The following is a 24,384-nucleotide window of genomic DNA, read 5'->3' as shown; positions in this document are numbered from 1 at the left end:
AGCGCCTCACGCACCCGGCCCCGGTCACGCCGGTCCACCGACCAGGCCGCATAACCCTTCAGATGCGGGAACCGCGCCTTCTGCGCCTCGGTCAGAACCGTCTTCCCCAGCCTGATCCAGCGCTCGTCGTCGCTGCTCAGCGTCCCGTTCCGGACGGCGAGGGAGCCGTCGCGGGAGTACAGCAACTGGGTGGAGGCGGCGCCCGCGACGCCGTTCCAGGCCACGGTGTCCCGGTCGATCCACACCGCCTCGGAGGCGGTGAGGTCGAGCGCGGCGGCGGTGCCGGCCGGCTGCGGCAGCAGGTGCTCCTCCTGGCCGTTCACCAGCCACACCTCGTTGCCGTCCGCCTTGAGGTCGAGGCTCTGGTCGGCCGGGAGGTCCTTCTCGTCGCCCTTGTGCAGGATGTAGCCCAGGCTGGTGGCACCCTCGGTGAGGGGCACCTCGAAGACCGCGCCATAGGCATCAGTCTTCACCGGCTCCAGCGGTCGTGACCAGTCGGTGGGGTGCGCGGCGCCCGTCCAGACGTGCAGCCCCCAGCCGGCGTAGTCCCCGTCGGCGCGGTGGTAGTGCAGCACGGCCTTGGTCGTGTCCTGGGCGGGGTAGTCGGGCCGCTCGGTGCGTACGTCCGCGTTGCCCTGCTCGATCCACACCTCGCCGGTGCGGGTGACGTCGATGCTCCGGTCGGCGGAGACGTCCTTGTTCCCGTCCTTGTCCACCACCAGGAAGCCGACGTTCGAGGCACCCGGCTCGAGCCTGACGTAGGCGAAGGCGCCGTAGGCGTCCCGGCCGATGAAGGGGTGCCCGGCCGGCCAGGTGGTGGCCTCGCCGTCGGCCAGGTCGCCCCAGGCGTACAGGCCCCAGTCGGTGTAGTCGCCGTCGGCGCGCTTGTAGTGGACGACCGCGTAGTCCCGGGAGGAGGCCGTGGGGGTCACGGGCGCGGGCGGGGTGCCGCTGGTGCTCGTGGCCGTGGCGCTCGCGGTGTGCCCGGCCGGGTCCACCACGACCGCCTTGTACCGCAGGGCGGTCCCGGCGGGCACGTCCCGGCCGAGGGTCTGGGTGACCTTGTAGGGGGCGTGGTCGGCGGAGCCGAGGACCTGCCACTTGCCGTCGCCCGCCTGGGCGGCGAAGACGACACGGTCGAGCTGTCCGCCGGTGACGTCCGCGCTCACCTCCACGGTGCCGGTGGCACCGGGGGCGGGGGCCTTCAGGGTGAGGGAGGGCGCGGCGGCGGGAGCGGCGAGCTTCCCGGACGCCTTGTAGACGACGGCGGAGCCGGCCGGGACGGTGAGGGTGACGTTCCGGCCGGAGTCCGACTTCAGGTAGTGGTCCGCTCCGTAGATGGCGTCGAAACCCGCGTTCGCCACCCCCGTCGCGAAGGTCGCCGTCTTCTCGGAGCCGGCGTTGTTGAAGGCGACGACGTACTCCTGGCCGGACGCGGCGTCCGTGCGGGTGAAGGCGTAGATCCCGGGGCCGTCGGCCGCGTACCGCTCGGTCTGCACGCCGTCCGTCAGGGCCGGGTTGGCCTTGCGGAGCTGCGCCAGGGCGGCGATCCGCCGGTACAGCGGGGCCTGGGTGTCGTAGGCGGCGCTCGCGTGGGTGCGGTCGGTGCCGATCTCGTCGTCGTCCAGGTAGTCGGCGACCTCGGAGGCGAACATGGTCTGGCGGGCGTCCTTGTCGCCGCCGGCGCCGGTGAAGCCCTGCTCGTCGCCGTAGTAGACGACCGGGTTGCCCCGGCTGAGGAACATCAGCTCGGTGGCGAGCCGGTCCTTGGCGAGGATCTCGGCGTCGGTCGCGTGCGGGTTGTCCTGCTTCAGGAAGGACCCGATGCGGCCCATGTCGTGGTTGCCGAGGAAGGTGACCTGTTCGTAGGCGTTGGCCTTGTCGGTCGTGTACGTGTAGTCGGCGCCGAAGACGGCCGCCAGCCTGCGGGCGCTGCCGCCCTGGGAGGCGTAGGCGCGGGCCGCGTCCTGGAAGGGGAAGTCGAGGGTGGCGTCGAGGCGGCCCCGGGTGACGTAAGGGGCGGTGACGGCGGGGTCGGCGGAGTAGACCTCGCCGAACATGAAGAAGTCCTTCCGGCCGTGCGCGGCCGCGTAGCGGTCCAGCGCGGTGGCCCACTGGGTCCAGAACTCCATGTTCACGTGCTTGACGGTGTCGATGCGGAAGCCGTCGACGGCGAAGTCCCGCACCCAGCGCCGGTAGATCCGCTCCATGCCGTGCACGACCTCGGGGCGCTCGGTCCACAGGTCGTCCAGGCCGGAGAAGTCGCCGTAGGCGGTGGACTCGCCGCTGTACGTGGAGTCGCCCCGGTTGTGGTACATCGTCGGGTCGTTGAGCCAGGCCGGGACCTTGCTCGCGCTGGTGACCTCCGGGGTGTACGGGAAGGAGCCGGTGCCGGTGGACGGGAACGCGCGGCCGCCGCCGGCGTAGTCGGCGTCGTCGAAGGGCCGCCCGTCCTTCGTGAGGTAGGGGAAGGCGCCCTTGGAGAGGTAGTCGGAGGACTTCTCTTCGTGGTCCACGACGTCGGCGGTGTGGTTGGTGATGACGTCGAAGAAGACCTTCATGCCCTTGGCGTGGGCCTTGGAGATGAGGTTCTTCAGGTCCTGGTTGGTGCCGAAGTGGGGGTCGACCTGGGTGAAGTCGGTGATCCAGTACCCGTGGTAGCCCGCCGACGCGTTGCTGCCGGTGCCCTGCACGGGACGGTTCTTGAAGATCGGCGCCAGCCAGATGGCCGTGGTGCCGAGCCCCTTGATGTAGTCCAGTTTCCCGGTCAGGCCCTTGAGGTCGCCGCCCTGGTAGAAGCCCTTGTCGGTGGGGTCGTAGCCGGTGCTCAGCCGGGAGCCGGTCAGGCCGCCCCGGTCGTTGGACGGGTCGCCGTTGGCGAAGCGGTCCGGCAGGACGAAGTAGAACTGCTCGCGGGTGGCGTCGTGCCGGGCCGGTTCGGCGGCGAGCCGCGCGTCCGAGGGGGGCGCGGGCGGGCCGGCCGCGTGGGCGGCCAGGGGCGGGAGCAGCGTGGCGGCGAGGGCCGCGGCGGTGACGGCCGCCGCTCGGGCGTGCCGCCGGGTACGGCGCCTCGGCGGCGCCGGCCATCTCGGTATCACAGCGGATGACTCCTCAGCAGTTCGGCTTGCCGGCGTGCGGTGACGGGGCGGTGCGGCGGAACGCGCGTGCCGTGGGGGTCCTTCGACGGTGAAGGGGGCGGGGACGGCTCGGGACAACGGTTGCTGAAATCTTTCAGCAAGATCGCGGTGACGCGGAGGGCGACGGCCCGCCGTCCGGGACGGCGGGCCGTGACGAGGTCGACGCGAGAACGTCCGGCCGGGGCGTCAGTCCGCCGCGGTCCACCACACCGTGGTGTCGGCGGGCACCTTCGTCTCGCCGTCCGCCTCGGTGACCTCGCCGCTGGCGAGCAGGATCCGGCCGTAGGAGGGGATCGTCACGGACTCGCCGGTGGTGTTGGCCACGCACACGAAGTCGCCCCGCCGGAAGGCCAGGACGCCCTCCGGCGCGCGCAGCCACTCCACGGACTCGCCCGCGCCCAGGTCCGGCCGCTCCCGGCGGACCCGCAGCGCCGACCGGTACAGCTCCAGCGTGGAGCCGGGCACTCCGGTCTGCGCCTCGACGCTCAGCTCGGCCCACACCGGCGGCTGGGGCAGCCAGCTGCCGCCGTCGCCGAAGCCGTAGGAGGAGCCCGTACGGGTCCACGGGATCGGCACCCGGCAGCCGTCGCGGAAGCCGTCCTGGCCGGCGCCGCGGAAGTACGCCGGGTCCTGGCGCACCTCGTCGGGCAGGTCCACGACGTCCGGCAGGCCCAGTTCCTCGCCCTGGTAGACGTAGGCCGAGCCGGGCAGGGCGAGCATCAGCAAGGTGGCGGCGCGGGCGCGGCGCAGGCCCAGCTCGCGGTCGCCGGCCGTGCGGATCTGGGTGCCGAGGCCGGGCGGGTTGGCGAAGCGGGTGGCGTGCCGGGTGACGTCGTGGTTGGACAGCACCCAGGTGGCGGGGGCGCCGACCGGGCGCATCGCGTCCAGGGTGCGGTCGATGACCGCCCGCAGCTCGTTCGCGTCCCAGGCGGTGCCCAGGTACTGGAAGTTGAACGCCTGGTGGAGTTCGTCGGGGCGGACGTAGTGCGCGGTGCGCTCGATGGTCGGGGTCCATGCCTCGGCGACGAAGATGCGGTCTGGGGGTCCCCCCTGCACGGAGTGCTTGGGGGCATACTCGTCGAGGATGCGGCGCCACTGGCGGTAGATGGCGTGCACGCCGTCCTGGTCGAAGAACGGCATGACGTCGTTGCCCAGCAGTTTCACCTGGTCGTGGGTGCCGAGGTCGGGCAGGCCCGGTGCCTTGACCAGGCCGTGGGCGACGTCGATGCGGAAGCCGTCCACGCCCATGTCCAGCCAGAAGCGCAGGATCGAGCGGAACTCGTCGCCGACGGCCGGGTGGTCCCAGTTGAAGTCGGGCTGCTCGGGGGCGAACAGGTGCAGGTACCACTCGCCGTCCGGCACCCGGGTCCAGGCCGGACCGCCGAAGATGGACTCCCAGTCGTTGGGCGGGAGTTCGCCGTTCTCGCCCTTGCCGGGGCGGAAGTGGTAGCGCTCGCGCAACGGGGAGCCGGGGCCCTCGGCGAGGGCGCGTTTGAACCACTCGTGCCGGTCGGAGGAGTGGTTGGGGACCAGGTCCACGATGATGCGCAGGCCGTGGGCGTGGGCGTCGCGGATCAGCGCGTCGGCGTCCAGCAGGTTGCCGAACATCGGGTCCACGGCTCGGTAGTCGGCGACGTCGTAGCCGGCGTCGGCCTGCGGGGAGGCGTAGAAGGGGCTGAGCCACACCGCGTCGACGCCGAGGTCGCGCAGGTACGGCAGGCGGGAGCGTACGCCCTCCAGGTCGCCCATGCCGTCGCCGTTGCTGTCGGCGAAGCTGCGCGGGTAGACCTGGTAGATGACCGCGTCCCGCCACCAGTCGCGGCGGTCGGCGACGGAGACGGTGGCGAAGTGGCGGGCCGGTGCGGCGGAGTGCTGCTGGCTCATGGCGTCCTTGGTACGTAACTGGGTCATGACGGGCGGTCGTTGAGGGGCCGGGTGATGAGGCGGGCCGCGGTGGCAGCGGGGTCGGACGGTCCACCGCGGCCCGCCTGGTCTGGTACGGGCCTCAGCCCTTGGTGCCGCCGGCGGTGAGGCCGGTGACCAGGTTCTTCTGCACGAGGTAGAAGAACACCGTCACCGGTATCGCGATCAGCACCGCGGTGGCGGCCATGTAGTTCCACTGGGCGTCGTGCTCGCTGACGAAGGTCTGCAGGCCGACGGCGAAGGTGTACTTGGAGTCGTCCAGCAGGAAGGTCGTGGCGAAGGCGACCTCGCCGACGGCGGTGATGAAGGTGTAGAACGCGGCGACGGCCAGGCCCGGCCGGGCCAGCGGCAGGATCAGCCGGAAGAAGGTGCCGAAGGGGGTGAGCCCGTCCACCCGCCCGGCCTCGTCGATCTCGAAGGGGATGGTGTCGAAGTACCCCTTGAGCAGCCAGGCGCTGTACGGCACGGCGGTGGAGCAGTTGATGGCGATCAGCGCCCAGTAGGTGTCGATGAGGCCGAGTTCGCTGAAGATCTCGTACATCGGCACGATCAGGATGGCGATCGGGAAGGCCTGGGTGAGCAGCAGGACCCACATCAGCTGCTTGTAGCCGGGGAAGCGCATCCGGGAGACCGCGTAGCCGGTGGTGGCGGCGACGAGGACACCGATCACGGTGGTGCCGAGGGCCACGATCAGCGTCGACTTGAACCAGTCGAGGAAGCCGGTGTGCTGGAGCACGAAGCTGTAGTTGGAGAAGGTCGCCTTGCCGGCGATGCCGTCCGGGTGGAGGTAGTCGTCCTTGTCCGGGCCCAGGGACAGGTAGCACAGCCAGGCCACCGGGGCGAGGGCGATCAGGCTCGCCAGGGCGAGGCCGCCGTGCAGCAGGGCGGTGCCGAGCGGGCCGCGCTCGCCGCGCGGGCGCGTACGGCGGGCGGGCACGGCGGCGGGGGCCGGCGCGGTCTCGGGGGTGTCCAGGGTGGTGGTGCTCATGGCGGCGGCTCCTGCGGCGTCAGACGGCGAGCTGGTCATTGCGCTTCAGCCAGCGGAAGTAGAAGGAGGTGAAGACGGTGAGGATCGACAGCAGCAGCACGCCGTAGGCGGCGGACTGGGCGAAGTCGCGCGGCTGCTGGCCGAAGCCCAGCTGGTAGGCCCAGGTGACGAGGATCTGGGCGTCCGGGGCGGAGTTCCTGCCGAACAGCAGGAAGATGATGACGAACTGGTTGAAGGTCCAGATGACGCCGAGCAGGACCACGGTGGAGCTGACCGCGCGCAGCCCGGGCAGGGTGACGTGGCGGAAGCGCTGCCAGGCGCTCGCGCCGTCCATCTCGGCGGCCTCGTAGAGCGTGGGGTCGATGGACTGGAGGCCGCCGAGCAGCGAGAGCATCATGAACGGCACACCGCACCAGGTGTTCACCATGATCGCGGCGAACCGCTGCCAGAAGGTGTCCTCCAGCCAGGCCGGCTGGGGCAGGTGGAGGCTGCCGAGCAGCTGGTTGAGCGCCCCGGAGTCGGCGAGCATGATCCGCCAGGAGAAGACGGTGACGAAGGTCGGCACGGCCCAGGGCAGGACCAGCAGCAGCCGGTAGACGGTACGGCCGCGCAGCTTCTGGTTCAGCATGAGCGCGAGGCCGAGCCCGAGGCAGTAGTGCAGGGCGACGCAGGCGGCCGTCCAGAAGACGGTCCACAGGAAGTGCGACCAGAACCGGTCGTAGGCCGTCGGGCCGAACAGGATGTCCCGGTAGTTGTCCAGGCCGACGAACGAGTACGTGGCGTCGATGTGGTTGACGCCGATGGTGCGCGCCGAGTTGAGGCTGTTGGCGTCGGTGAGGGTGAGGTAGAAACCCCGCGCGAGCGGGTAGCCGACGAGGACGCCGAGCACGATGACCACCGGGGCGATCATGGCGTAGGCGTACCAGTGCTTCTGGAGGCTGTTCCTGACGCGCTGCCCCAGCCCGGGACGAGGCGCGCGGTCACCGCGGCGCTTGCCGGTGGCGCGGTCGATGGCGACTGTCATGGTTCGACACCTTCAATGGATCAAGGGGGTGGGCTGGGCAGGCTGGTCCGGGGGCGGTGGCCGCCGGGCCTTCCCCGCCCGCTCGGCGGGAGGGTCCGGCGGCCACCCGGGCTCACTTGCTGAAGCCGTCCACCAGCTTGGAGATGGCCAGTTCGGCGTTGCCCAGGCCCTTGTCCAGCGACTCCTTGCCGCCGGCGACCTTGGCCAGCTCGGTGTCGAGCGGCACCCACAGGGAGCTGTACTCGGGCAGCTCCGGGCGGGGCTGGGCGGCGGCCAGGACGCCCTGGTAGCCGGCGATGCCCGGGTCGGCCTTGACCTGCGCGGTGTAGGCGTCGGCGCGGGTGGGCAGGGTGGAGTTCTTCAGGGCGACGGTCTCCTGGGCCTCGGCGGACGTCATGAACTTCACGAACTTGAGCGCCGCTTCCTGGTGGGCCTTGTCCGAGCCGGCGTACACCGACAGGTTGTGGCCGCCGGTCGGGGCGCCCGCCTTGCCGGCGGAGCCGGCCGGGACGGTGGCGATGCCGAGGTTCTTCTTGTCCTTGAAGGCGCTGCCCTTGTAGAAGTTCGTGATCTCCCAGGGGCCCTGGATGATCGCGGCGACCTTGCCGTTGACGAACGCGTCCTGGATGTGGGCGTAGGCGTCGGCGGTCGCATCGGCCTTGTGCAGGCCCTTGCCGGAGAACAGGCTCTGCCAGGTGCCGTAGCCCTTCTTGGCGGCGGCCGAGTTCACGGTGATCTTCTTGGCGGCGACGTCGACGGTGTCGGTGCCCTCGCCGTAGAGGAAGGGCTGGGCGTAGTAGGCCTGGACGGAGCCCCAGTAGCCGTCGACCCCGGTCTTGTCCTTGATCTTCGCGGCGGCGGCCTTCAGGTCGTCCCAGGTCCTGGGGGCCTCGGTGATGCCGGCCTTCTGGAACAGGGCCTTGTTGTAGACCAGCGCGAGGGTGTCGGTGACCAGCGGCACGCCGTAGGTCTTGCCCTCGTACTGGGCCTGCTTGATCAGGCTCGGCTGGAACTTCGCCTGGTCGGCGAGTGCCTCGGTGCCGTCCAGCGGCAGGAAGAAGCCCTTCTTGGCGAAGGCCGGGGTCCAGCCGACCTCGGAGCGCAGCACGTCCGGGGCGCCGGTCGCGCCGGCCGCGGTGTCGAACTTGTTCTGCGCCTGGTCGAAGGGCACGTTGACGTACTTGACCTTGATGTCCTTGTGCGCGGCCTCGAACTGCTTCACCAGGGCCTGGTACGTCGGCGCCTCGTTGGTGGCGTTCGAGGTGTCCCACCAGGTGAGGGTGACCGGGCCGTCCGACTTCCCGCTGTCGCTGTCGCTCCCGCCGCACGCCGTCGCCGTCAGGGCGAGGGACGCCACCAGCGCGGAGGCCGCTATGCCACGCCGCATCAGTTCTCCTTGAGTGTCAAAGCCCGAGTGGTACAGGGGGCGGTCCCGTCCGCCCCTTGCGACTTGCCGACTGCGCCGTTGCCGCGGCCGGGCGACAGGGAACGTAACAGCGATGTAAGCGCTGCGAAAGACCTTGCAGAAAAAAAGTGCAAGGGAACACGATGGTTACCCTGCCGTAACCGTTCGGCGGCCGATGGACACTTGTGCAAGACTCTGCAAGCTCTTGCCATCATGAATCGAGGGAGCCCGCGATGACGCAGCAACCCACGGCGGGCCGTCCGGCCGCCCGCGTCCGGCGTCCGGCCGGTGTGCAAGGGCGGGGCCGACCGGTACAGTCCAGTGGCGTGACCACACGGCTTGCCGACATCGCTGCGCAGGCGGGGGTGAGCGAAGCGACCGTCAGCCGGGTCCTCAACGGAAAACCGGGCGTCGCCGCCACCACCCGTCAATCCGTGCTCGCCGCCCTGGACGTCCTGGGCTACGAGCGCCCGGTCCGGCTGCGCCAGCGCAGCGAGGGACTGGTCGGGCTGATCACGCCCGAGCTGGAGAACCCGATATTCCCGGCCCTGGCGCAGGTCATCGGCCAGGCGCTGACCCGCCAGGGCTACACCCCGGTGCTCGCCACGCAGACCCCCGGCGGGTCGACCGAGGACGAGCTGACCGAGATGCTGGTGGACCGCGGGGTCGCCGGGATCATCTACGTCTCCGGGCTGCACGCCGACACCACCGCCGACATGCAGCGCTACGAGCGGCTGCGGGCGCAGGGCGTGCCGTTCGTGCTGGTCGACGGTTTCTCGCCGCAGGTGCAGGCGCCGTTCATCTCTCCCGACGACCGGGCGGCCATGACGCTCGCGGTGACGCATCTGGTGTCGCTCGGGCACACCCGGATCGGGCTCGCCCTCGGGCCCAAGCGGTTCGTGCCGGTGCAGCGCAAGATCGAGGGCTTCGTGCGGGCCGTGCAGGACCAGCTGGGGATCGCCGCGCAGACCGTGGAGCGCGAGCTGGTCCAGCACTCGCTGTACACCCTGGAGGGCGGCCAGGCCGCCGCCGCGGCACTGATCGAGCGGGGCTGCACGGCGGTGGTGTGCGCCAGCGACATGATGGCGCTGGGCGCGATACGCACGGCCCGGCAGCGGGGCCTGGAGGTGCCCCGGGACGTGTCGGTGGTCGGCTTCGACGACTCCCCGCTGATCGCCTTCACCGACCCGCCGCTGACCACGGTCCGCAAGCCGGTGCCGGCGATGGGGCAGGCGGCGGTGCGCACCCTGCTGGAGGAGATCGGCGGGACGCCCGCGCCGCACAGCGAGTTCGTGTTCATGCCGGAACTGGTGGTGCGCGGCTCGACCGCCTCGGCTCCGCACGGGCCGCACGGGTCGCACGGGTCCTGCGTGTCGTAGCGGCGCCGCGGCCGTGACGGTCCCAGAAGGTGCGCGGTCCGGCCAACCTTGGGATGATCGGCCCGGGAAACAACCTTTTTCTGGCAGACTCTGTGACCATGAGTGACTCGATCGTGACAGAGCCGGACGGTCGCGAGAAGGTGGCCGCTCCGCGGGCCGTCACGGTCGAGGACAGGCCGGGCCGACGGGTCCGGCGGCGCCCGGGCCGGCCCCGGCTGTGGTTCGAGATCCTTCTGATCGCGGTGAGTTACTGGACGTACTCGCTGGTGCGCAACGCCGTTCCGGAGCAGCGGGCGGCGGCCCTGCGCAACGCGGACTGGATCTGGCGGTTCGAGCACGCGCTCGGCGTCGGCGTGGAGCAGTCGATCAACCACGCCGCCAATTCGGTGACTTGGCTCATCATCGGGATGAACTACTACTACGCGACACTGCACTTCGTCATCACGCTCGGGGTGCTGGTGTGGCTGTACCGGTGGCACCCGGGCCGGTACGCGGCGACCCGGCTGGTGCTGTTCGCGACCACGGGTGCGGCCCTGCTCGGTTACTACCTGTATCCGCTCGCGCCGCCCCGGTTGATGCTCGGCGGGCACTTCGTGGACACCGTGACGGCGCACCACACCTGGGGTTCGATGGCCTCCGGCGACCTCAAGCACATGTCCAACCAGTACGCGGCGATGCCGTCGATGCACATCGGCTGGTCGCTGTGGTGCGGGCTGACGGTCTGCGCGCTGGCGTCGGTACCGTGGGCGCGGGTGCTGGGGCTGCTGTATCCGGCACTCACCCTGGTGGTGATCGTCGCCACGGCCAACCACTTCTGGCTGGACGCGGTGGGCGGGGTCCTCTGCCTCGCCTTCGGTTACGCGGCGGCCCGCGTCTGGTACGGCAGCCTGCCGTACGCCCTGCCCCGGCCGGCCGCCCGTCCCGCACGCCGGGCGTGGGGGTCGGCACCGACCGCCTAGCCCGCGGGGGCGCGTGACCCGTGCGGGCCGGCCGGGACGGCGCCGGCCTCCGGCGGTACGGGGCACGGGGGTGCGGGGCACGGGCTCCGGTCTGTGCGGGCTTCGGCCCCGGGCCGGTGCGGGTTCCGGTCCCCGGACGGCAAGGGTTCCGGTCGTCGGCCGGTCCGGCTCCGGGGCTCCGGGGCTCCGACTGTCCGGTTCCGGTCGTCGGCCGGGCAGGTGCCGGATGCCGTCAGTCCGCGTAGAACAGGTCCTCCACGACCGTGCGGGCGCGGCGGGTGGTGCGGCGGTAGGCGTCCAGCATGTCGCCGACGTGCCCGGCGCCGTAGCCGAGGTAGCGGCCCACCGCGGCCAGCTCGCGTGGTTCGGTGGGAAAGGTGTCCCCGGCCCGGCCGCGCACCAGCATCACCGCGTTGCGCACCCTCGTCGCCAGCACCCACGCCTCGTCCAGGGTCTCCGCGTCCTCCGCGGACAGCAGCCCGGCCGCGCGGGCGGCGGCCAGCGCCTCGCGGGTGCGGGTCGTGCGCAGGCCCGGTTCGCGGTGCGCGTGGCGCAGCTGGAGCAGCTGGACCGTCCACTCCACGTCCGACAGGCCGCCGGGGCCCAGTTTGGTGTGCAGCTTCGGGTCGGCGCCGCGCGGCAGCCGCTCGGACTCCATCCGGGCCTTCAGCCGGCGGATCTCGCGCACGGCGTCCTCGGTGAGGCCCTTGGCCGGATAGCGCAGCGGGTCGATCAGCTCGACGAAGCGCCGGCCCAGGTCGGCGTCGCCGGCCACCGGCTCGGCCCGCAGCAGCGCCTGCGACTCCCAGACCAGGGACCAGCGCCGGTAGTACGCCTCGTACGACTTCAGGGTGCGCACCAGCGGCCCCGACTTGCCCTCCGGGCGCAGGTCGGCGTCGATGAGCAACGGCGGGTCGGCGCTGGGCAGCTGGAGCAGCCGGCGCATCTCGGCGACGACCCGGTTGGCGGCGGCCGACGCCTCCTGCTCGGCCACGCCCTCCCTCGGCTCGTGCACGAACAGCACGTCGGCGTCGGAGCCGTAGCCCAGCTCGTGTCCGCCGAAGCGGCCCATCCCGATGACCGCGAACCGGGTGGGCAGGGTGTCGCCCCAGCCCTCCCGGACGACGGCGCGCAGGGTGCCCGCCAGGGTGGCCTTGGTGAGGTCGGAGACGGCCGCGCCGACCCGGTCCACCAGGGCGCCCTGGTCGGCCTCGGCGGCGCTGGACTCGGTGCCGTAGGAGCGGATGATGTCGGCGGCGGCGGTGCGGAACAGCTCGCGGCGGCGCACCCCGCGGGCCGCCGTGACGCCCTGGACGGCACTCCCGGCGCGGCCCACGGCCGCGAGGATCTCCTGCTCCAGCGCGGCGCGCGGCCGGGGCGCGAGGTTACCGCCGTCGCCCCCGCCGTCACCGAGCAGGGCGACCGCCTCCGGGGCGCGCATCAGCAGGTCGGGGGCGAGGCGGCCGGCCGACAGCACGCGGGCCAGGTTCTCCGCCGCCGCGCCCTCGTCGCGCAGCAGCCGCAGGTACCAGGGGGTCTTGCCGAGCGCGTCGGAGACCTTGCGGAAGTTCAGCAGGCCGGCGTCCGGGTCGGCGGAGTCGGCGAACCAGCCGAGCAGGACCGGCAGCAGGGTGCGCTGGATGGCCGCCTTGCGGGTCACGCCGGAGGCCAGGGCCTCCAGGTGGCGCAGGGCGGCGGCCGGGTCGGCGTAGCCGAGGGCGATGAGGCGTTCTCGGGCCGCCTCCGCACTCAACCGGGCCTCTCCAGGGGCTAGTTGGGCGACCGCGTCGAGCAGCGGACGGTAGAACAGCTTCTCGTGCAGGCGGCGTACGACCGTGGTGTGCCGTTTCCACTCGCGGGTCAGCCCGGTGACCGGGTCGGTGCGCAGGCCCAGCGAGCGGCCGAGGCGGCGCAGGTCGGCCTCTGCCTCGGGGACGAGGTGGGTGCGGCGCAGACGGTAGAGCTGGATGCGGTGCTCCAGGGAGCGCAGGAAGCGGTACGCCTCGTCCAGCCGGGCCGCGTCCTCCCTGCCGACGTAGCCGCCGGCGGCCAGCGCCTGGAGGGCGTCCAGGGTGGTGCCGCTGCGCAGGGAGGGATCGGTGCGGCCGTGCACCAGCTGGAGGAGCTGGACGGCGAACTCCACGTCGCGCAGGCCGCCCGGGCCGAGTTTGAGCTCCCGGTCGACCTCGGCCGCGGGGATGTTCTCCACCACGCGGCGGCGCATCTTCTGGACGTCGGGGACGAAGTTCTCCCGCTCGGCCGCCTGCCAGACGAGGGGGTGCAGCGCGTCGAGGTAGGCCTGGCCGAGCCCGGGGTCGCCGGCCACCGGGCGGGCCTTGAGGAGGGCCTGGAACTCCCAGGTCTTGGCCCAGCGTTGGTAGTAGGCGACGTGACTGCTGAGGGTGCGCACGAGGGGTCCGTTGCGGCCCTCGGGGCGGAGGTTGGCGTCCACCGGCCAGATGGAGCCCTCCACGGTGGTCTCGGAGCAGATCCGCATCAGGTGGGAGGCGAGTCTCGTGGCGGACCGGAGGGCTTGGGTTTCCGGGGTGTCCTCCGTCGGTTCCGCCACGAAGATCACGTCGACGTCGGAGACGTAGTTGAGTTCGTGGCCGCCGCACTTGCCCATCGCGATCACCGCGAGGCGGCAGGCGGCGGCGTCCTCGGGGGCCGCGGCCTCGGCGAGGGCCAGGGCCGTGCGGAGGGTGGCGGTGGCGAGGTCGGCGAGTTCGGCGGCGGTCTCGGCGACGCCCGTGGTGCCGCAGACGTCCCGGGCGGCGATGGAGAGCAGGCAGCGGCGGTAGGCGACGCGGAGGGTGACCGGGTCGGTGGCCTCGGCGAGGCCGTGTTCGAACTCCGTGACGCCCGGGTGCAGGTCGTGCGGTTCGTAGGTGACCAGGGCGTGCCAGTCGGTGGGGTGGCGGGTCAGGTGGTCGGCGAGGGCGGTGGAGGCGCCCAGGATGCCGAGGAGGCGGTCGCGGAGGGGTTTGGCCGCGATGAGGGTGTCCAGCAGTTCGCGGTGGGCGGTGGGGCCGGGCTGGGCCTCCAGGAGGCGGACCAGGCCGTGCAGGGCGAGGTCGGGGTCGGCGGTGGCGCCCAGCGCTTCGAGGAGGACGGGGTCGTTGCGGACGGTCGCCAGTTCGGGGCCGTCCAGGAGGCGTTCGGCCGCGGAGGGGTCGGTGAAGCCGTGTCGGAGCAGACGGGTGAAGGTGCTGCTTCTGCGCCCCGGCGTCATGTCCGTGCTCTCCTCTGGGGTGTGTACGGCGTCCTGGCCAGAGCGTAACCGGCGGGGGCGGGGTGGCCTGGGTTGCGGGGCTGTGCTTCGCCGTCCGCGGGTGCGTGGTTGGTTGAGGCGGGGTGCCTGCGGCGGCCCCTGCGCGCGCGTTGTGGCTGAGCCGGGGCGCCTGCGGCGGCCCCCGCGTGTGCGTTGTGGCTGAGCCGGGGCGCCTGCGGCAGCCCCCGCGCGTGCGTTGTGGCTGAGCCGCGATGCCTGCGGCAGCCCCCGCGCGCGCGTTGTGGTTGCGGTTGCGCCCGTTGTCGTAGGGAGGTCGGGGCCGCGCCGGGCAGTGTCCGTCCTCGGTCCGGCGGGCTGTGGCTCGTGCGGTGCCGGACTTTTCGCCGGCCGCTGCGGGCGGACACAACCCGGCACGTCCCCTTCCCGCCGTGCGCGACCGCGGGTCCGGGGGCCTCCTCGCCCCGGCCCGCCGTGCGCCGCCGCGTGCGTGCGGGGCGTCCGCCGGGTCTACGGGCCCGTGGGGCTTCCCTCCGTCGCTTCCCTCTGGTGGGGGATTCCCTTCGCGTTCAGCAGTTCTCGCATCGTCTCGGCCGCCCTCGGGGCCGCGTCGCCGCAGCAGTTGTTGAAGAGGAGGTGGAGTTCGGCGGTGGACGCCGCCAGCGTGTGGATGCGGGGGAGCCACTCGGTGAGTTCGTGCGCGGTGTAGGTGTGGCGGAAGCGCTCCTCCTTGGTGCCGGTGCGCCAGTGGGGGCTGCGGCCGTGGAAGCGGACGACGGTGAGGTGGGGGGTGGTGACGGGGACGGGGTGCCGGGTCTCGGGGGTGTCCGTGGCGACCGCCGTGGCGTTCAGGTCCTTGAGGAAGGCGGTCGTACGGGGGGCGTGGTCGGGGTGCCACCACGCGGGGTCGCGGAACTCCACGGCGAACGGCCAGCCGTGGGCGCGTTCGCGGGCGGTGCGGATGAAGGTCTCGGCCTCGGGGCCGGGGTGCAGGGAGGCCGGGTACTGGAAGAGGAGGGTGCCGAGGCGGCCGGAGTGCAGGAGGGGGGCCACGGCTTGTGCGTAGCGGGCCCAGACCTCGGCTCGCAGCGCTTCGTCGCGGGGGTGGGCGCGCAGGTCCGGGGGAAGGGCCGCGGGGCGGGTGGGGTGGCCGGTGAGGAGGGAGAACGCCTTGACGTCGAAGCGGAAGCCGGGGGGCGTGCGCTCCGCCCAGTGGGTGGTGGTGCGGGGGGACGGGAGGGCGTAGTACGGGGAGTCCGCCTCCACCAGGGGGAAGCGGGTCGTGTAGTGGCGCAGGCGTTTTTCCGGGGCGCTGTGGCCCGGTGGGTACCAGCCGCTCCTGAGCAGGTTCGGGTCGGTCCAGCCGCAGGTGCCGATGAGGATGTCCGCCATGGGAGCGGGGGTACCCGGCGTTCATCCGGTCTTCACCCATGGGGTTGGCCCGCGTGGGGTGCGGGCATGTTGGCGTGTGCATGCTCTGTCCGCACCGCCAGCCGTCCATCCATTTCCGGAGGTTGATGTGTCCGGCAGTTCCGTGTTCCGCCGTGCCCGGACCCTCGTGGCCGCCGCGGCGGCCCTCGCCGCCGCCGCGACCGGGCTGTGGGCCGGGCTCGGCCAGGAGTCCGCGCACGCCGCGGGCGCCGTCCCGAGCCCGGACCACGTCGTGGTCGTGGTCTTCGAGAACCACGCGTACAGCCAGGTCATCGGGTCGTCCAGCGCGCCGTACCTCAACTCGCTGAAGGCGGGGGGTGCCAACCTGACCCAGTCGTACGCCGAGACCCACCCGAGCCAGCCGAACTACTTCGCGATGTTCTCCGGGTCCACCCAGGGGATCACCGACGACAGCTGTTACACCCCGGGCTTCTCCTCGGCGCCCAACCTGGCGTCCGAGATGATCGCCGCCGGGCGCAGCTGGGCCAGCTACAACGAGACCCTGCCCAGCCAGGGTTCGACGACGTGCAGCAGCGGTGACTACGCGCGCAAGCACAACCCGTGGTTCGGGTTCGCCAACGTACCGACGTCCACCGCCAAGACGTTCGCGCAGTTCCCCACCGACTACTCGACGCTGCCCCAGCTGTCGTTCGTGGTGCCGAACCTGTGCAGCGACATGCACGACTGCTCGGTGTCCACGGGCGACACCTGGCTGAAGAACAAGCTGGGCGCCTACGCCACCTGGGCCAAGACCCACAACAGCCTGCTCGTCGTCACCTTCGACGAGGACAACCGGCTGAGCGGGAACCGGATCCCGACCGTGTTCTACGGGCAGCCGGTCGCCGCCGGGTCCTCCTCGGGCACCACGTACAACCACTACGACCTGCTGCGCACCCTGGAGGACACCCAGGGGCTGAGCACGCACGCGGGCAACGCGGCCTCCGCCCAGGACATCACCGGGATCTGGGCGTCCTGACGTGTACGTAGCGGACAGTCGTACGCGTACGTCCGCTCATGACGCCGTCCGGCCCCCGGCCGGGCGGCGCCGTGCGGCGGTCGCGCCGACCGTGCTCGCGCTGGGCACGGTGAGCCTGGTCACCGACATCTCCTCGGAGATGGTGACGGCGGTGCTGCCGTTGTACCTGGTGAGCGGTCTGGGTCTGTCGCCGCTGGGGTTCGGGCTCCTGGACGGCGTCTACAACGGGTTCTCGGCGCTCGTCCGGCTGGTCGGGGGCCACTTCGCCGACCGGGGCGGCGGACGTCACAAGTGGGTCGCCGGGCTGGGCTACGGCATCTCGGCCGTGTGCAAGCCGCTGCTGCTGGTGGCGCACTCGCTGACGCCGATCGGCGTCGTGCTCGCCGCCGACCGGACCGGCAAGGGGCTGCGGACGGCGCCCCGGGACGCGCTGATCTCGCTGTCCAGCACGCCCGAGACGCGCGGCCGGGCCTTCGGGGTGCACCGGGCGATGGACACCGCCGGCGCCCTGCTCGGGCCGCTGGTGGCGTTCTGGATCCTGCGGGCCACCGTGGACGGCTACGACGCGGTGTTCACCGTCAGCTTCTGCGTCGCCGCGCTGGGCGTGCTGGTGCTCGTACTGTTCGTGCCGGGCGGGCGGGGGGCTGCGGCACCGGAGCGACGGCCCACGCTGCGGGCCGCGTTCGCCCTGCTGCGCCGCCGCGACCTGCGCCGGATCACCGTGTGCGCGCTGCTGCTGGGCCTGGCCACGGTCAGCGACTCCTTCGTGTACCTGCTGCTCCAGCGCCGGCTCGGGGTGCCCGACCGCTGGTTCGCGCTGCTGCCGCTGGGCACGGCCGCCGCGTTCCTGCTGCTGGCGGTGCCACTCGGCCGCCTCGCGGACCGGGTGGGCCGCTGGACGGTCTTCCTCGCCGGTCACGGCGCCCTGCTCGCCGGGTACGGGCTGCTGCTCGGCTCCTGGCACGGTACGGCGCTGCCCTGGCTGGTGCTGACCCTGCACGGCTGCTTCTACGCGGCCACCGACGGGGTGCTGATGGCCGCCGCCTCCGACAGCGTGCCGGAGGGGCTGCGCTCGTCGGGGCTGGCCGTCGTGCAGACCGGGCAGGCGCTGACCCGGTTCGCCTGTTCGCTGCTGTTCGGCGCGGCCTGGACGGTGTGGGGCGACCGGGCGGCGCTGGCCGGGGCGGCGGTGGCGCTCGTGGGGTGCGTGGCGTTCGCGCTGACGCTGCGTCCGAAGGGGGTGGTGGGCGCGTGAGCGTGCGCAACCGGTTGCTGATTCTCGTCTCGGCCGTCGCCGTGCTCACGGCGGTCGGGCTGGCCGCCGTCCTGCACGCCTCCGCGCGGGCGGAACGCCGGGACCACACCCAGGCGGGCGGGCCGCGCGTCACGCCGGGCGCGGTGTCGCTGCGCGGGTCCGGGCGGCTGGTGTTCCGGAACATGGCGTGGGGGCCGCACCGGGACGAGCTGACGAGCGTACCGGCCAACGGGCCGGGCGGGCCGCGCACCGCCGCCGGGCTGAAGTGCCTGCGCTTCTACGCCGCCGCGGGCACCGGAGTGTGCCTGCAGGCGGTGCACGGGCCGGTGTCGGACACGTACCGCGCGCTGGTCCTGGACGCCGCCCTGCACATCCGGGACCGCTACGACGTTCCCGGCATCCCCTCCCGCGCCCGGGTCTCCCCCACCGGGCACTTCGCGGCCTGGACGGCGTTCGTGGGCGGCGACTCGTACGCGGGGACGGACTTCTCCACCCGGACGGCGGTCGTGGACACCCGCAGCGGCGAGCTGATCCCCTCCCTGGAGGCGTTCCGGATCGTCAGGGACGGGCGTCCCTACCGGGCGGCGGACGCCAACTTCTGGGGCATGACGTTCGCGGACGACGACCGTACGTTCTACGCCACGCTGGCCACGAAGGGCCGCACGTACCTGGTCCGGGGCGACCTGCGCGCGCGTACGGTCACCACCCTGCACGCCAACGTGGAGTGCCCCTCGCTGTCGCCGGACGGCACCCGGGTCGCGTACAAGAAGCGGGTCGCGGGGCTGCCGAAGGACGCGCCGTGGCGGCTGTACGTCCTCGATCTGCGGACGATGCGGGAGACCCCCCTCGCGGAGACCCGCAGCGTGGACGACCAGGCCGTGTGGCGGGACGCGCACACGCTCGTGTACGCCCTCCCCGGCGACTACGGCGCCGACCTGTACCAGGTCCCGGCGGACGGAACGGGCCACGCGCGGCGGATCAGCCGGGCCGCGGTGTCGCCCGCGTACCTCGGTTAGCCACCCGCTTGCGTCAACGCGAGGGCGGGTTTTGCTCCATTCGGGTGATCTCCCGTCGCCGCCGCCCCGCCGCCCGGCGGGCCGCGCCGGAGACTTTCCGCGGCGGCGGCCGGGTGGCCGCCGGGAGAGGGCAGGGCGGCAGATGAGCGAGAGCAAAATCCTGGTGGCGGTGCCGGAGCACCCGCGTGCGGAGGGTGCCGGCGCCGAGCAGTTGCGGAAGATCCGGGAGGCGGTGGAGGCGGAGGGCTTCGGGGTGCGCTGGGCCGTCACCGCCGAGGACGCCGACGCGGTGCTGCGCACCGAGGCGGGCCTGGCGGCGGCCCTGGTGGCCTGGGACCTGCCCGGGGGCGCGCGGGCCGGCGGCGGTCCCGGTGCGGCGCTCGCCGGGCCGGCCGGCACCCTCGAGGAGGCCCCGGGCGGGGCCTGCGTACTGCGCCGGATCGGGCGGCGGTACCGGGATCTGCCGGTGTTCCTGGTCATGGGCGAGGAGGGCGTGCGGGAACTGCCGCTGTGGGTGTCGGAGGCGGTCGTCGGGTACGTGTGGCCGCTGGAGGACACCCCCGGGTTCATCGCGGGCCGGATCACCAGTGCCGCCCGGCACTACCGGGAGGACGTGCTGCCGCCGTTCTTCCGGGCGCTGCGCCGCTTCCACGACGCGCACGAGTACTCCTGGCACACCCCGGCCCACTCCGGCGGTGTCGCCTTCCTGAAGTCGCCCGCCGGGCGCGCCTTCCACGACTACTTCGGCGAGCGGCTGCTGCGCTCCGACCTGTCGATCTCGGTGGAGGAGCTGGGCTCGCTGTTCGAGCACACCGGGCCCATCGGGGAGGCCGAGCGCAACGCGGCCCGGGTCTTCGGCTCCGACCTCACCTACTTCGTGCTGCACGGCGACTCCACGTGCAACCGTCTGGTGGGCCACTTCAGCGTGACCCGGGACGAGCTGGCGCTGGTGGACCGCAACTGCCACAAGTCGGTGCTGCACGGGCTGGTGGTCTCCGGTGCCCGGCCGGTCTACCTCATCCCGACCCGCAACGGCTACGGTCTGGCCGGCCCGCTGCCCCCGGCCGAGCTGGCGGCGGGCTCGATCGCGGCCCGGATCGCCGCGCACCCGCTCGCCGAGGGCGCCGCCTCGCGTGACCCGCAGTACGCGGTGTTCACCAACTCCACCTACGACGGCCTGAGTTACGACGCCGTGCCGGCCGCGAAGGCGCTCGCGGCGAGCACGCCACGGGTGCACTTCGACGAGGCGTGGTTCGCCTACGCCCGCTTCCACCCGCTGTACGCGGGCCGGTACGGCATGTCCGTGGACGAGGCGGCCTTCCCCGGCCCTCAGCGGCCGACGGTCTTCGCCACCCAGTCCACGCACAAGCTGCTGGCCGCGCTGTCGCAGTCCGCGATGGTGCACGTGCGGCCGGCGCCCCGGGCCCCGGTGGAGCACGACCGGTTCAACGAGGCGCTGATGATGCACGGCACCACCTCGCCGCTGTATCCGATGATCGCCTCGCTGGACGTGGCGACGGCGATGATGGACGGCCCGCAGGGCGAGTGGCTGGTGGACGAGGCGGTCACCGAGGCCGTCCGGTTCCGGCAGGAGATGGTGCGGCTGGGGCGGCGGGTGGCGAGCGCCGGGGACCGGCCGCCGTGGTTCTTCGGGGTCTGGCAGCCGGAGGAGGTCACCGACCCGGCGACGGGCAAGCGGCTGGCGTTCGACGAGGCCCCGCCGGAGCTGCTGGGCCGGGAGCAGTCCTGCTGGCTGCTGGAGCCGGGCGCAGCCTGGCACGGCTTCCCGGGGCTGACCGAGGGCCACTGCATGCTGGATCCGGTCAAGGTCACGCTGACCTGCCCCGGGATCACGGCGACCGGCGAGATGGCCGAGGAGGGCATCCCGGCGCGGGTGCTGACGGCATATCTGGCCACCCGGAGCATCGTGGTCGAGAAGACCGACAGCTACACCACGCTGATCCTGTTCTCGATGGGCATCACGAAGGGCAAGTGGGGCACGCTGCTGGACGCCCTGATGGACTTCAAGGCCCTCTACGACGCCGACGCCCCGCTGGACCGCGTCCTGCCGGAGGCGGTCGCCGCGTACCCGCGCCGGTACGCGGGGACGACCCTGCGGCAACTGTGCCAGGAGATGCACGACGAGCTGCGTTCGGCCCGCCTGGTGGAGCTGCTGGACACCGCGTTCCAGGAGCTGCCCGAGCCGGTGCACCCGCCGCAGTACTGCTACCAGCGGCTGGTGCGGGGCGGCACGGAACGCGTCCGCGTCGCCGACGCGGCGCACCGGGTGGCGGCGGCGATGGTCACGGTGACCCCGCCCGGCATCCCGGTCCTGATGCCCGGCGAGTCCACGGGCGCCTCCGACGGCCCCCTCCTGCGCTACCTCAGCGCCCTGGAGACCTTCGACCGCCGCTTCCCCGGCTTCCGCAGCGAGACCCACGGCGTGACGATCGACGAGGACACCGGCGACTACGAGATCGAGTGCCTGCGGCAGGACTGACGCACGCGGGGGCCGGCGGTCCGTACGACCGCCGGCCGTCGCCCGTCGCGCTCAGCCCAGAACCCCCCACCAGCGAAGCGCTCGCACGATCCCCATGACGACGAGCAGCGTCAGGAACGCGGCCTCGGCCGCGTGCCGGCGGGAGCAGAACAGGAGCGGTGTCCGCCGCTGCCCCTCCGGCAGCGGCCCGTCGCACTTCACGCACGTACGCCGCCCGGCGCCCCGCGCCCGCTCGTCCCCACCCATACGGGCGAGTCTAACGGCCCCGGCCGCCGCTTACAGCACCGGCAGGTTCTTCCGCAGCTCGAACGCGGTGACCTCGGAGCGGTACTCCTCCCACTCCTGGCGCTTGTTGCGCAGGAAGAAGTCGAAGACGTGCTCGCCGAGGGTCTCGGCGACCAGGTCGCTGCCCTCCATGAGGGTCAGGGCCTCGCCGAGGTTCTGCGGGAGGGGCTCGATGCCCATCGCGCGGCGTTCGGCGTTGGACAGGGCCCAGACGTCGTCCTCGGCGCCCGGCGGGAGCTCGTAGCCCTCCTCGATGCCCTTGAGGCCGGCGGCGAGGAGGACGGCGTAGGCCAGGTACGGGTTGGCGCCGGAGTCCAGGGAGCGGACCTCCACGCGGGCGGAGCCGGTCTTGCCGGGCTTGTACATCGGGACGCGGACCAGGGCGCTGCGGTTGTTGTGGCCCCAGCAGATGTACGACGGGGCCTCGCCGCCGGCGCCCGCCGTGCGCTCGGAGCCGCCCCAGATGCGCTTGTAGGAGTTCACCCACTGGTTGGTGACCGCGGAGATCTCGGCGGCGTGCTTCAGCAGGCCCGCGATGAAGGAGCGGCCGACCTTGGAGAGCTGGTACTCGGCACCGGACTCGTAGAACGCGTTGCGGTCGCCCTCGAAGAGGGACAGGTGGGTGTGCATGCCGGAGCCGGGGTGCTCGGAGAACGGCTTCGGCATGAACGTGGCGTGGACCCCCTGCTCCAGCGCCACCTGCTTCATGACCAGGCGGAAGGTCATGATGTTGTCGGCCGTGGACAGCGCGTCGGCGTAGCGCAGGTCGATCTCCTGCTGGCCGGGGGCGCCCTCGTGGTGGGAGAACTCCACGGAGATGCCCATCGACTCCAGCATGGTGATCGCCTGGCGGCGGAAGTCCATGCCGACGTTGGTCGGGGTGTGGTCGAAGTAGCCCGAGTTGTCGGCCGGGGTGGGGCGGGAGCCGTCCAGCGGGCGGTCCTTCAGCAGGAAGAACTCGATCTCGGGGTGGGTGTAGAAGGTGAAGCCCAGGTCGGAGGTGCGGGCGAGGGCCCGCTTGAGGACGTAGCGCGGGTCGGCGAAGGACGGGGAGCCGTCCGGCATGAGGATGTCGCAGAACATCCGGGCCGTGCCGGGGGTCTCCGCGCGCCACGGCAGCACCTGGAAGGTGGCCGGATCCGGCTTGGCGATCATGTCGGACTCGTAGACGCGGGCGAAGCCCTCGATGGCGGAGCCGTCGAAGCCGATGCCCTCGTCGAAGGCCTGCTCCAGTTCGGCGGGGGCCACGGCGACGGACTTGAGGAAGCCCAGCACGTCCGTGAACCACAGGCGTACGAACCGGATGTCGCGCTCCTCCAAGGTCCGGAGCACGAACTCCTGCTGCTTGTCCATCTTCCGCTTCCCCATCCTTGCTGGTCAGGCCGCCTGTCCCCCGTTACGACGGGAGGCGGTCGGGCACCTGAGCATCCCACCACAACACCATTTCACGCGCGTTGCGGACCTCGATCGCGGGCGCGTCCTCGTGCTGAACGCCTCTCGTACGGCGGGTGTACTGCGCTCTCGCCCATCTTGCCTGCTCGCACCGGTATCCGTAATGGCCGGTCCGTTTCCACCGGCCGGCCGGGGTGAGCGATTCCACGCCCGTTTAATTTGCATCTCATATGCCAATTTTCATAGCGTGCCAGTGCCCAGACGTCCCACGAGGAGCCGTGATGCTGACCGAGCAGTCCGCAGCCACCGTCCGCGCCACCCTGCCCGCCGTCGGTGCGGCCATCGGCGAGATCACCGAGCGGTTCTACGACCGCCTCTTCGACGCCCACCCCGAACTGCTGCGCGACCTGTTCAACCGCGGCAACCAGGCCGCCGGCACCCAGCGGCAGGCCCTCGCCGGCTCCATCGCCGCCTTCGCCACCCACCTGCTGGACCACCCCGGCCGGCGGCCGGACGCGATGCTCGGCCGCATCGCCCACAAGCACGCCTCCCTGGGCGTGGCGCCGGAGCAGTACCGGGTCGTCCACGAGCACCTCTTCGCCGCGATCGCCGAGATCCTCGGCGAGGCCGTCACGCCCGAGGTGGCCGCCGCCTGGGACGAGGTCTACTGGCTGATGGCCAACGCGCTGATCGCGATCGAGAAGCGGCTCTACGAGGAGAGCGGCGGCCCGGGCCCGCGCCGCTGGGAGGTGGTCGAGCGGGTCGAGGAGACCGCCGACGTCGTCACCTTCCGGCTGCGCCCGGCGGACGGCGGCCCGGTGACGGCCTTCCGCGCCGGTCAGTACGTCTCCGTCGGCGTCACCCTGCCCGACGGCGCCCGGCAGATACGGCAGTACAGCCTGACCGGGGCGCCCGCCGAGTCGGTGCGCCAGTTCAGCGTCAAGCGGGTGCACGGCGGCGCCACGCCCGACGGCGAGGTCTCCACCCACCTGCACGCCCAGGTGCGGCCCGGTGACGTCCTGGAGCTGTCCGAGCCCTACGGCGACCTGGTCCTGGACGCCGGTGACGACACCCCGGTGCTGCTCGCCTCGGCGGGCATCGGCGTGACCCCGATGATCGCGATGCTGGCCGGCCTCGCCGCCGCCGGCCACCGCGGCCCGGTCACCGTCGTGCACGGCGACCGCTCCCCCGCCGACCACGCCCTGCGCGCCGACCACACCGCCCACGCCGGCAAGCTGTCCGACGCCGACGTGCACTTCTTCTACGAGCGGGACGCCGAGCCCGGCACCCGCACCGGCCTGGTCGACCTGGCGGACATCGCCGTACGGCCCGGCACCCGCGCGTACCTGTGCGGCCCGCTGCCGTTCATGCGCGCGGTCCGCGCCCAGCTGATCGAGAAGGGCGTGGCCCCGGCCGGCATCCACTACGAGGTGTTCGGCCCCGACCTGTGGCTGGCGCAGGGCTGACGGACGGCCTGACGAGCCC

General features: G+C 72.4%; 16 protein-coding genes. 7 read left to right on the top strand and 9 right to left on the bottom strand.

Annotated features, from left to right (window positions below; genetic code table 11):
• The 5 genes from AB0E62_RS31325 to AB0E62_RS31305 all read right to left on the bottom strand — a co-directional run.
• The coding region (locus AB0E62_RS31325; RefSeq protein ID WP_362201390.1) for an alpha-amylase family glycosyl hydrolase at window positions 1-3,098 on the bottom strand (3,098 nt) is incomplete at its 3' end.
• A gap of 225 nt (window positions 3,099-3,323) precedes the next feature.
• The gene (locus AB0E62_RS31320) at window positions 3,324-5,021 is read right to left on the bottom strand and encodes a glycoside hydrolase family 13 protein (RefSeq protein ID WP_362201393.1); all 1,698 of its coding nucleotides are present in this window, start codon (window positions 5,019-5,021) and stop codon (window positions 3,324-3,326) included.
• A 121-nt stretch (window positions 5,022-5,142) separates the two neighbouring features.
• Entirely contained in the window at window positions 5,143-6,048 is a 906-nt protein-coding gene (locus tag AB0E62_RS31315; RefSeq protein WP_362201387.1) for an ABC transporter permease subunit, read from the bottom strand.
• A gap of 19 nt (window positions 6,049-6,067) precedes the next feature.
• On the bottom strand, window positions 6,068-7,072 hold the full coding sequence (locus AB0E62_RS31310; RefSeq protein ID WP_362201384.1) for a sugar ABC transporter permease: 1,005 nt from the start codon (window positions 7,070-7,072) through the stop codon (window positions 6,068-6,070).
• A 112-nt stretch (window positions 7,073-7,184) separates the two neighbouring features.
• Window positions 7,185-8,459 (bottom strand): extracellular solute-binding protein, encoded by a 1,275-nt coding sequence (locus tag AB0E62_RS31305; RefSeq protein ID WP_362201381.1) that lies wholly within the window; start codon window positions 8,457-8,459, stop codon window positions 7,185-7,187.
• Between the two features lie 344 nt (window positions 8,460-8,803).
• On the opposite strand from AB0E62_RS31305, the gene AB0E62_RS31300 reads away from it, so the two are divergent.
• Window positions 8,804-9,856 carry a LacI family DNA-binding transcriptional regulator gene (locus AB0E62_RS31300; RefSeq protein WP_362201379.1) on the top strand — a complete coding sequence of 351 codons (1,053 nt, stop codon included), beginning with the start codon at window positions 8,804-8,806 and terminating at the stop codon, window positions 9,854-9,856.
• Between the two features lie 98 nt (window positions 9,857-9,954).
• Window positions 9,955-10,815, top strand: coding sequence for a phosphatase PAP2 family protein (locus AB0E62_RS31295; RefSeq protein ID WP_362201376.1), 861 nt, complete (start codon window positions 9,955-9,957; stop codon window positions 10,813-10,815).
• A gap of 232 nt (window positions 10,816-11,047) precedes the next feature.
• On the opposite strand, the gene AB0E62_RS31290 is transcribed toward AB0E62_RS31295, so the two are convergent.
• Both AB0E62_RS31290 and AB0E62_RS31285 read right to left on the bottom strand, forming a co-directional pair.
• Window positions 11,048-14,047, bottom strand: coding sequence for a bifunctional [glutamine synthetase] adenylyltransferase/[glutamine synthetase]-adenylyl-L-tyrosine phosphorylase (locus AB0E62_RS31290; RefSeq protein WP_362201373.1), 3,000 nt, complete (start codon window positions 14,045-14,047; stop codon window positions 11,048-11,050).
• Window positions 14,048-14,554: 507 nt separating this feature from the next.
• Complete coding sequence (locus tag AB0E62_RS31285; RefSeq protein WP_362201370.1) at window positions 14,555-15,436, bottom strand: DUF72 domain-containing protein; 882 nt, start codon at window positions 15,434-15,436, stop codon at window positions 14,555-14,557.
• A 127-nt stretch (window positions 15,437-15,563) separates the two neighbouring features.
• Between AB0E62_RS31285 and AB0E62_RS31280 the strand changes: the two genes are divergently transcribed.
• The 4 genes from AB0E62_RS31280 to AB0E62_RS31265 all read left to right on the top strand — a co-directional run bounded on the left by AB0E62_RS31280 (window position 15,564) and on the right by AB0E62_RS31265 (window position 21,222).
• The gene (locus tag AB0E62_RS31280) at window positions 15,564-16,451 is read left to right on the top strand and encodes an alkaline phosphatase family protein (protein ID WP_362201367.1); all 888 of its coding nucleotides are present in this window, start codon (window positions 15,564-15,566) and stop codon (window positions 16,449-16,451) included.
• 1 nt (window position 16,452) lies between these two features.
• A complete protein-coding gene (locus AB0E62_RS31275) occupies window positions 16,453-17,706 on the top strand; it encodes an MFS transporter (RefSeq protein ID WP_362201364.1) in 1,254 nt (417 codons plus the stop codon).
• On the top strand, window positions 17,703-18,722 hold the full coding sequence (locus AB0E62_RS31270) for a TolB-like translocation protein (protein ID WP_362201361.1): 1,020 nt from the start codon (window positions 17,703-17,705) through the stop codon (window positions 18,720-18,722). Before AB0E62_RS31275 ends, AB0E62_RS31270 begins: the two co-directional genes overlap by 4 nt.
• 142 nt (window positions 18,723-18,864) lie before the next feature.
• Window positions 18,865-21,222, top strand: a complete 2,358-nt coding sequence (locus AB0E62_RS31265; RefSeq protein ID WP_362201358.1) for an Orn/Lys/Arg decarboxylase N-terminal domain-containing protein — start codon at window positions 18,865-18,867, stop codon at window positions 21,220-21,222.
• 51 nt (window positions 21,223-21,273) lie between these two features.
• Here the strand turns inward: AB0E62_RS31265 and AB0E62_RS31260 are convergent, their stop codons facing one another.
• A complete protein-coding gene (locus tag AB0E62_RS31260; RefSeq protein ID WP_362201355.1) occupies window positions 21,274-21,468 on the bottom strand; it encodes a hypothetical protein in 195 nt (64 codons plus the stop codon).
• Window positions 21,469-21,498: 30 nt separating this feature from the next.
• Complete coding sequence (gene glnA, locus AB0E62_RS31255; protein ID WP_362201352.1) at window positions 21,499-22,860, bottom strand: type I glutamate--ammonia ligase; 1,362 nt, start codon at window positions 22,858-22,860, stop codon at window positions 21,499-21,501.
• Between the two features lie 320 nt (window positions 22,861-23,180).
• Between glnA and AB0E62_RS31250 the strand changes: the two genes are divergently transcribed.
• On the top strand, window positions 23,181-24,365 hold the full coding sequence (locus AB0E62_RS31250; RefSeq protein WP_362201350.1) for a globin domain-containing protein: 1,185 nt from the start codon (window positions 23,181-23,183) through the stop codon (window positions 24,363-24,365).
• Window positions 24,366-24,384: the final 19 nt, after the last annotated feature.

Origin of the sequence: Streptomyces sp. NPDC038707 (assembly GCF_040636485.1) — a bacterium.
Lineage (GTDB): Bacteria > Actinomycetota > Actinomycetes > Streptomycetales > Streptomycetaceae > Streptomyces.
This window is presented reverse-complemented; position numbering and strand designations above follow the sequence as displayed.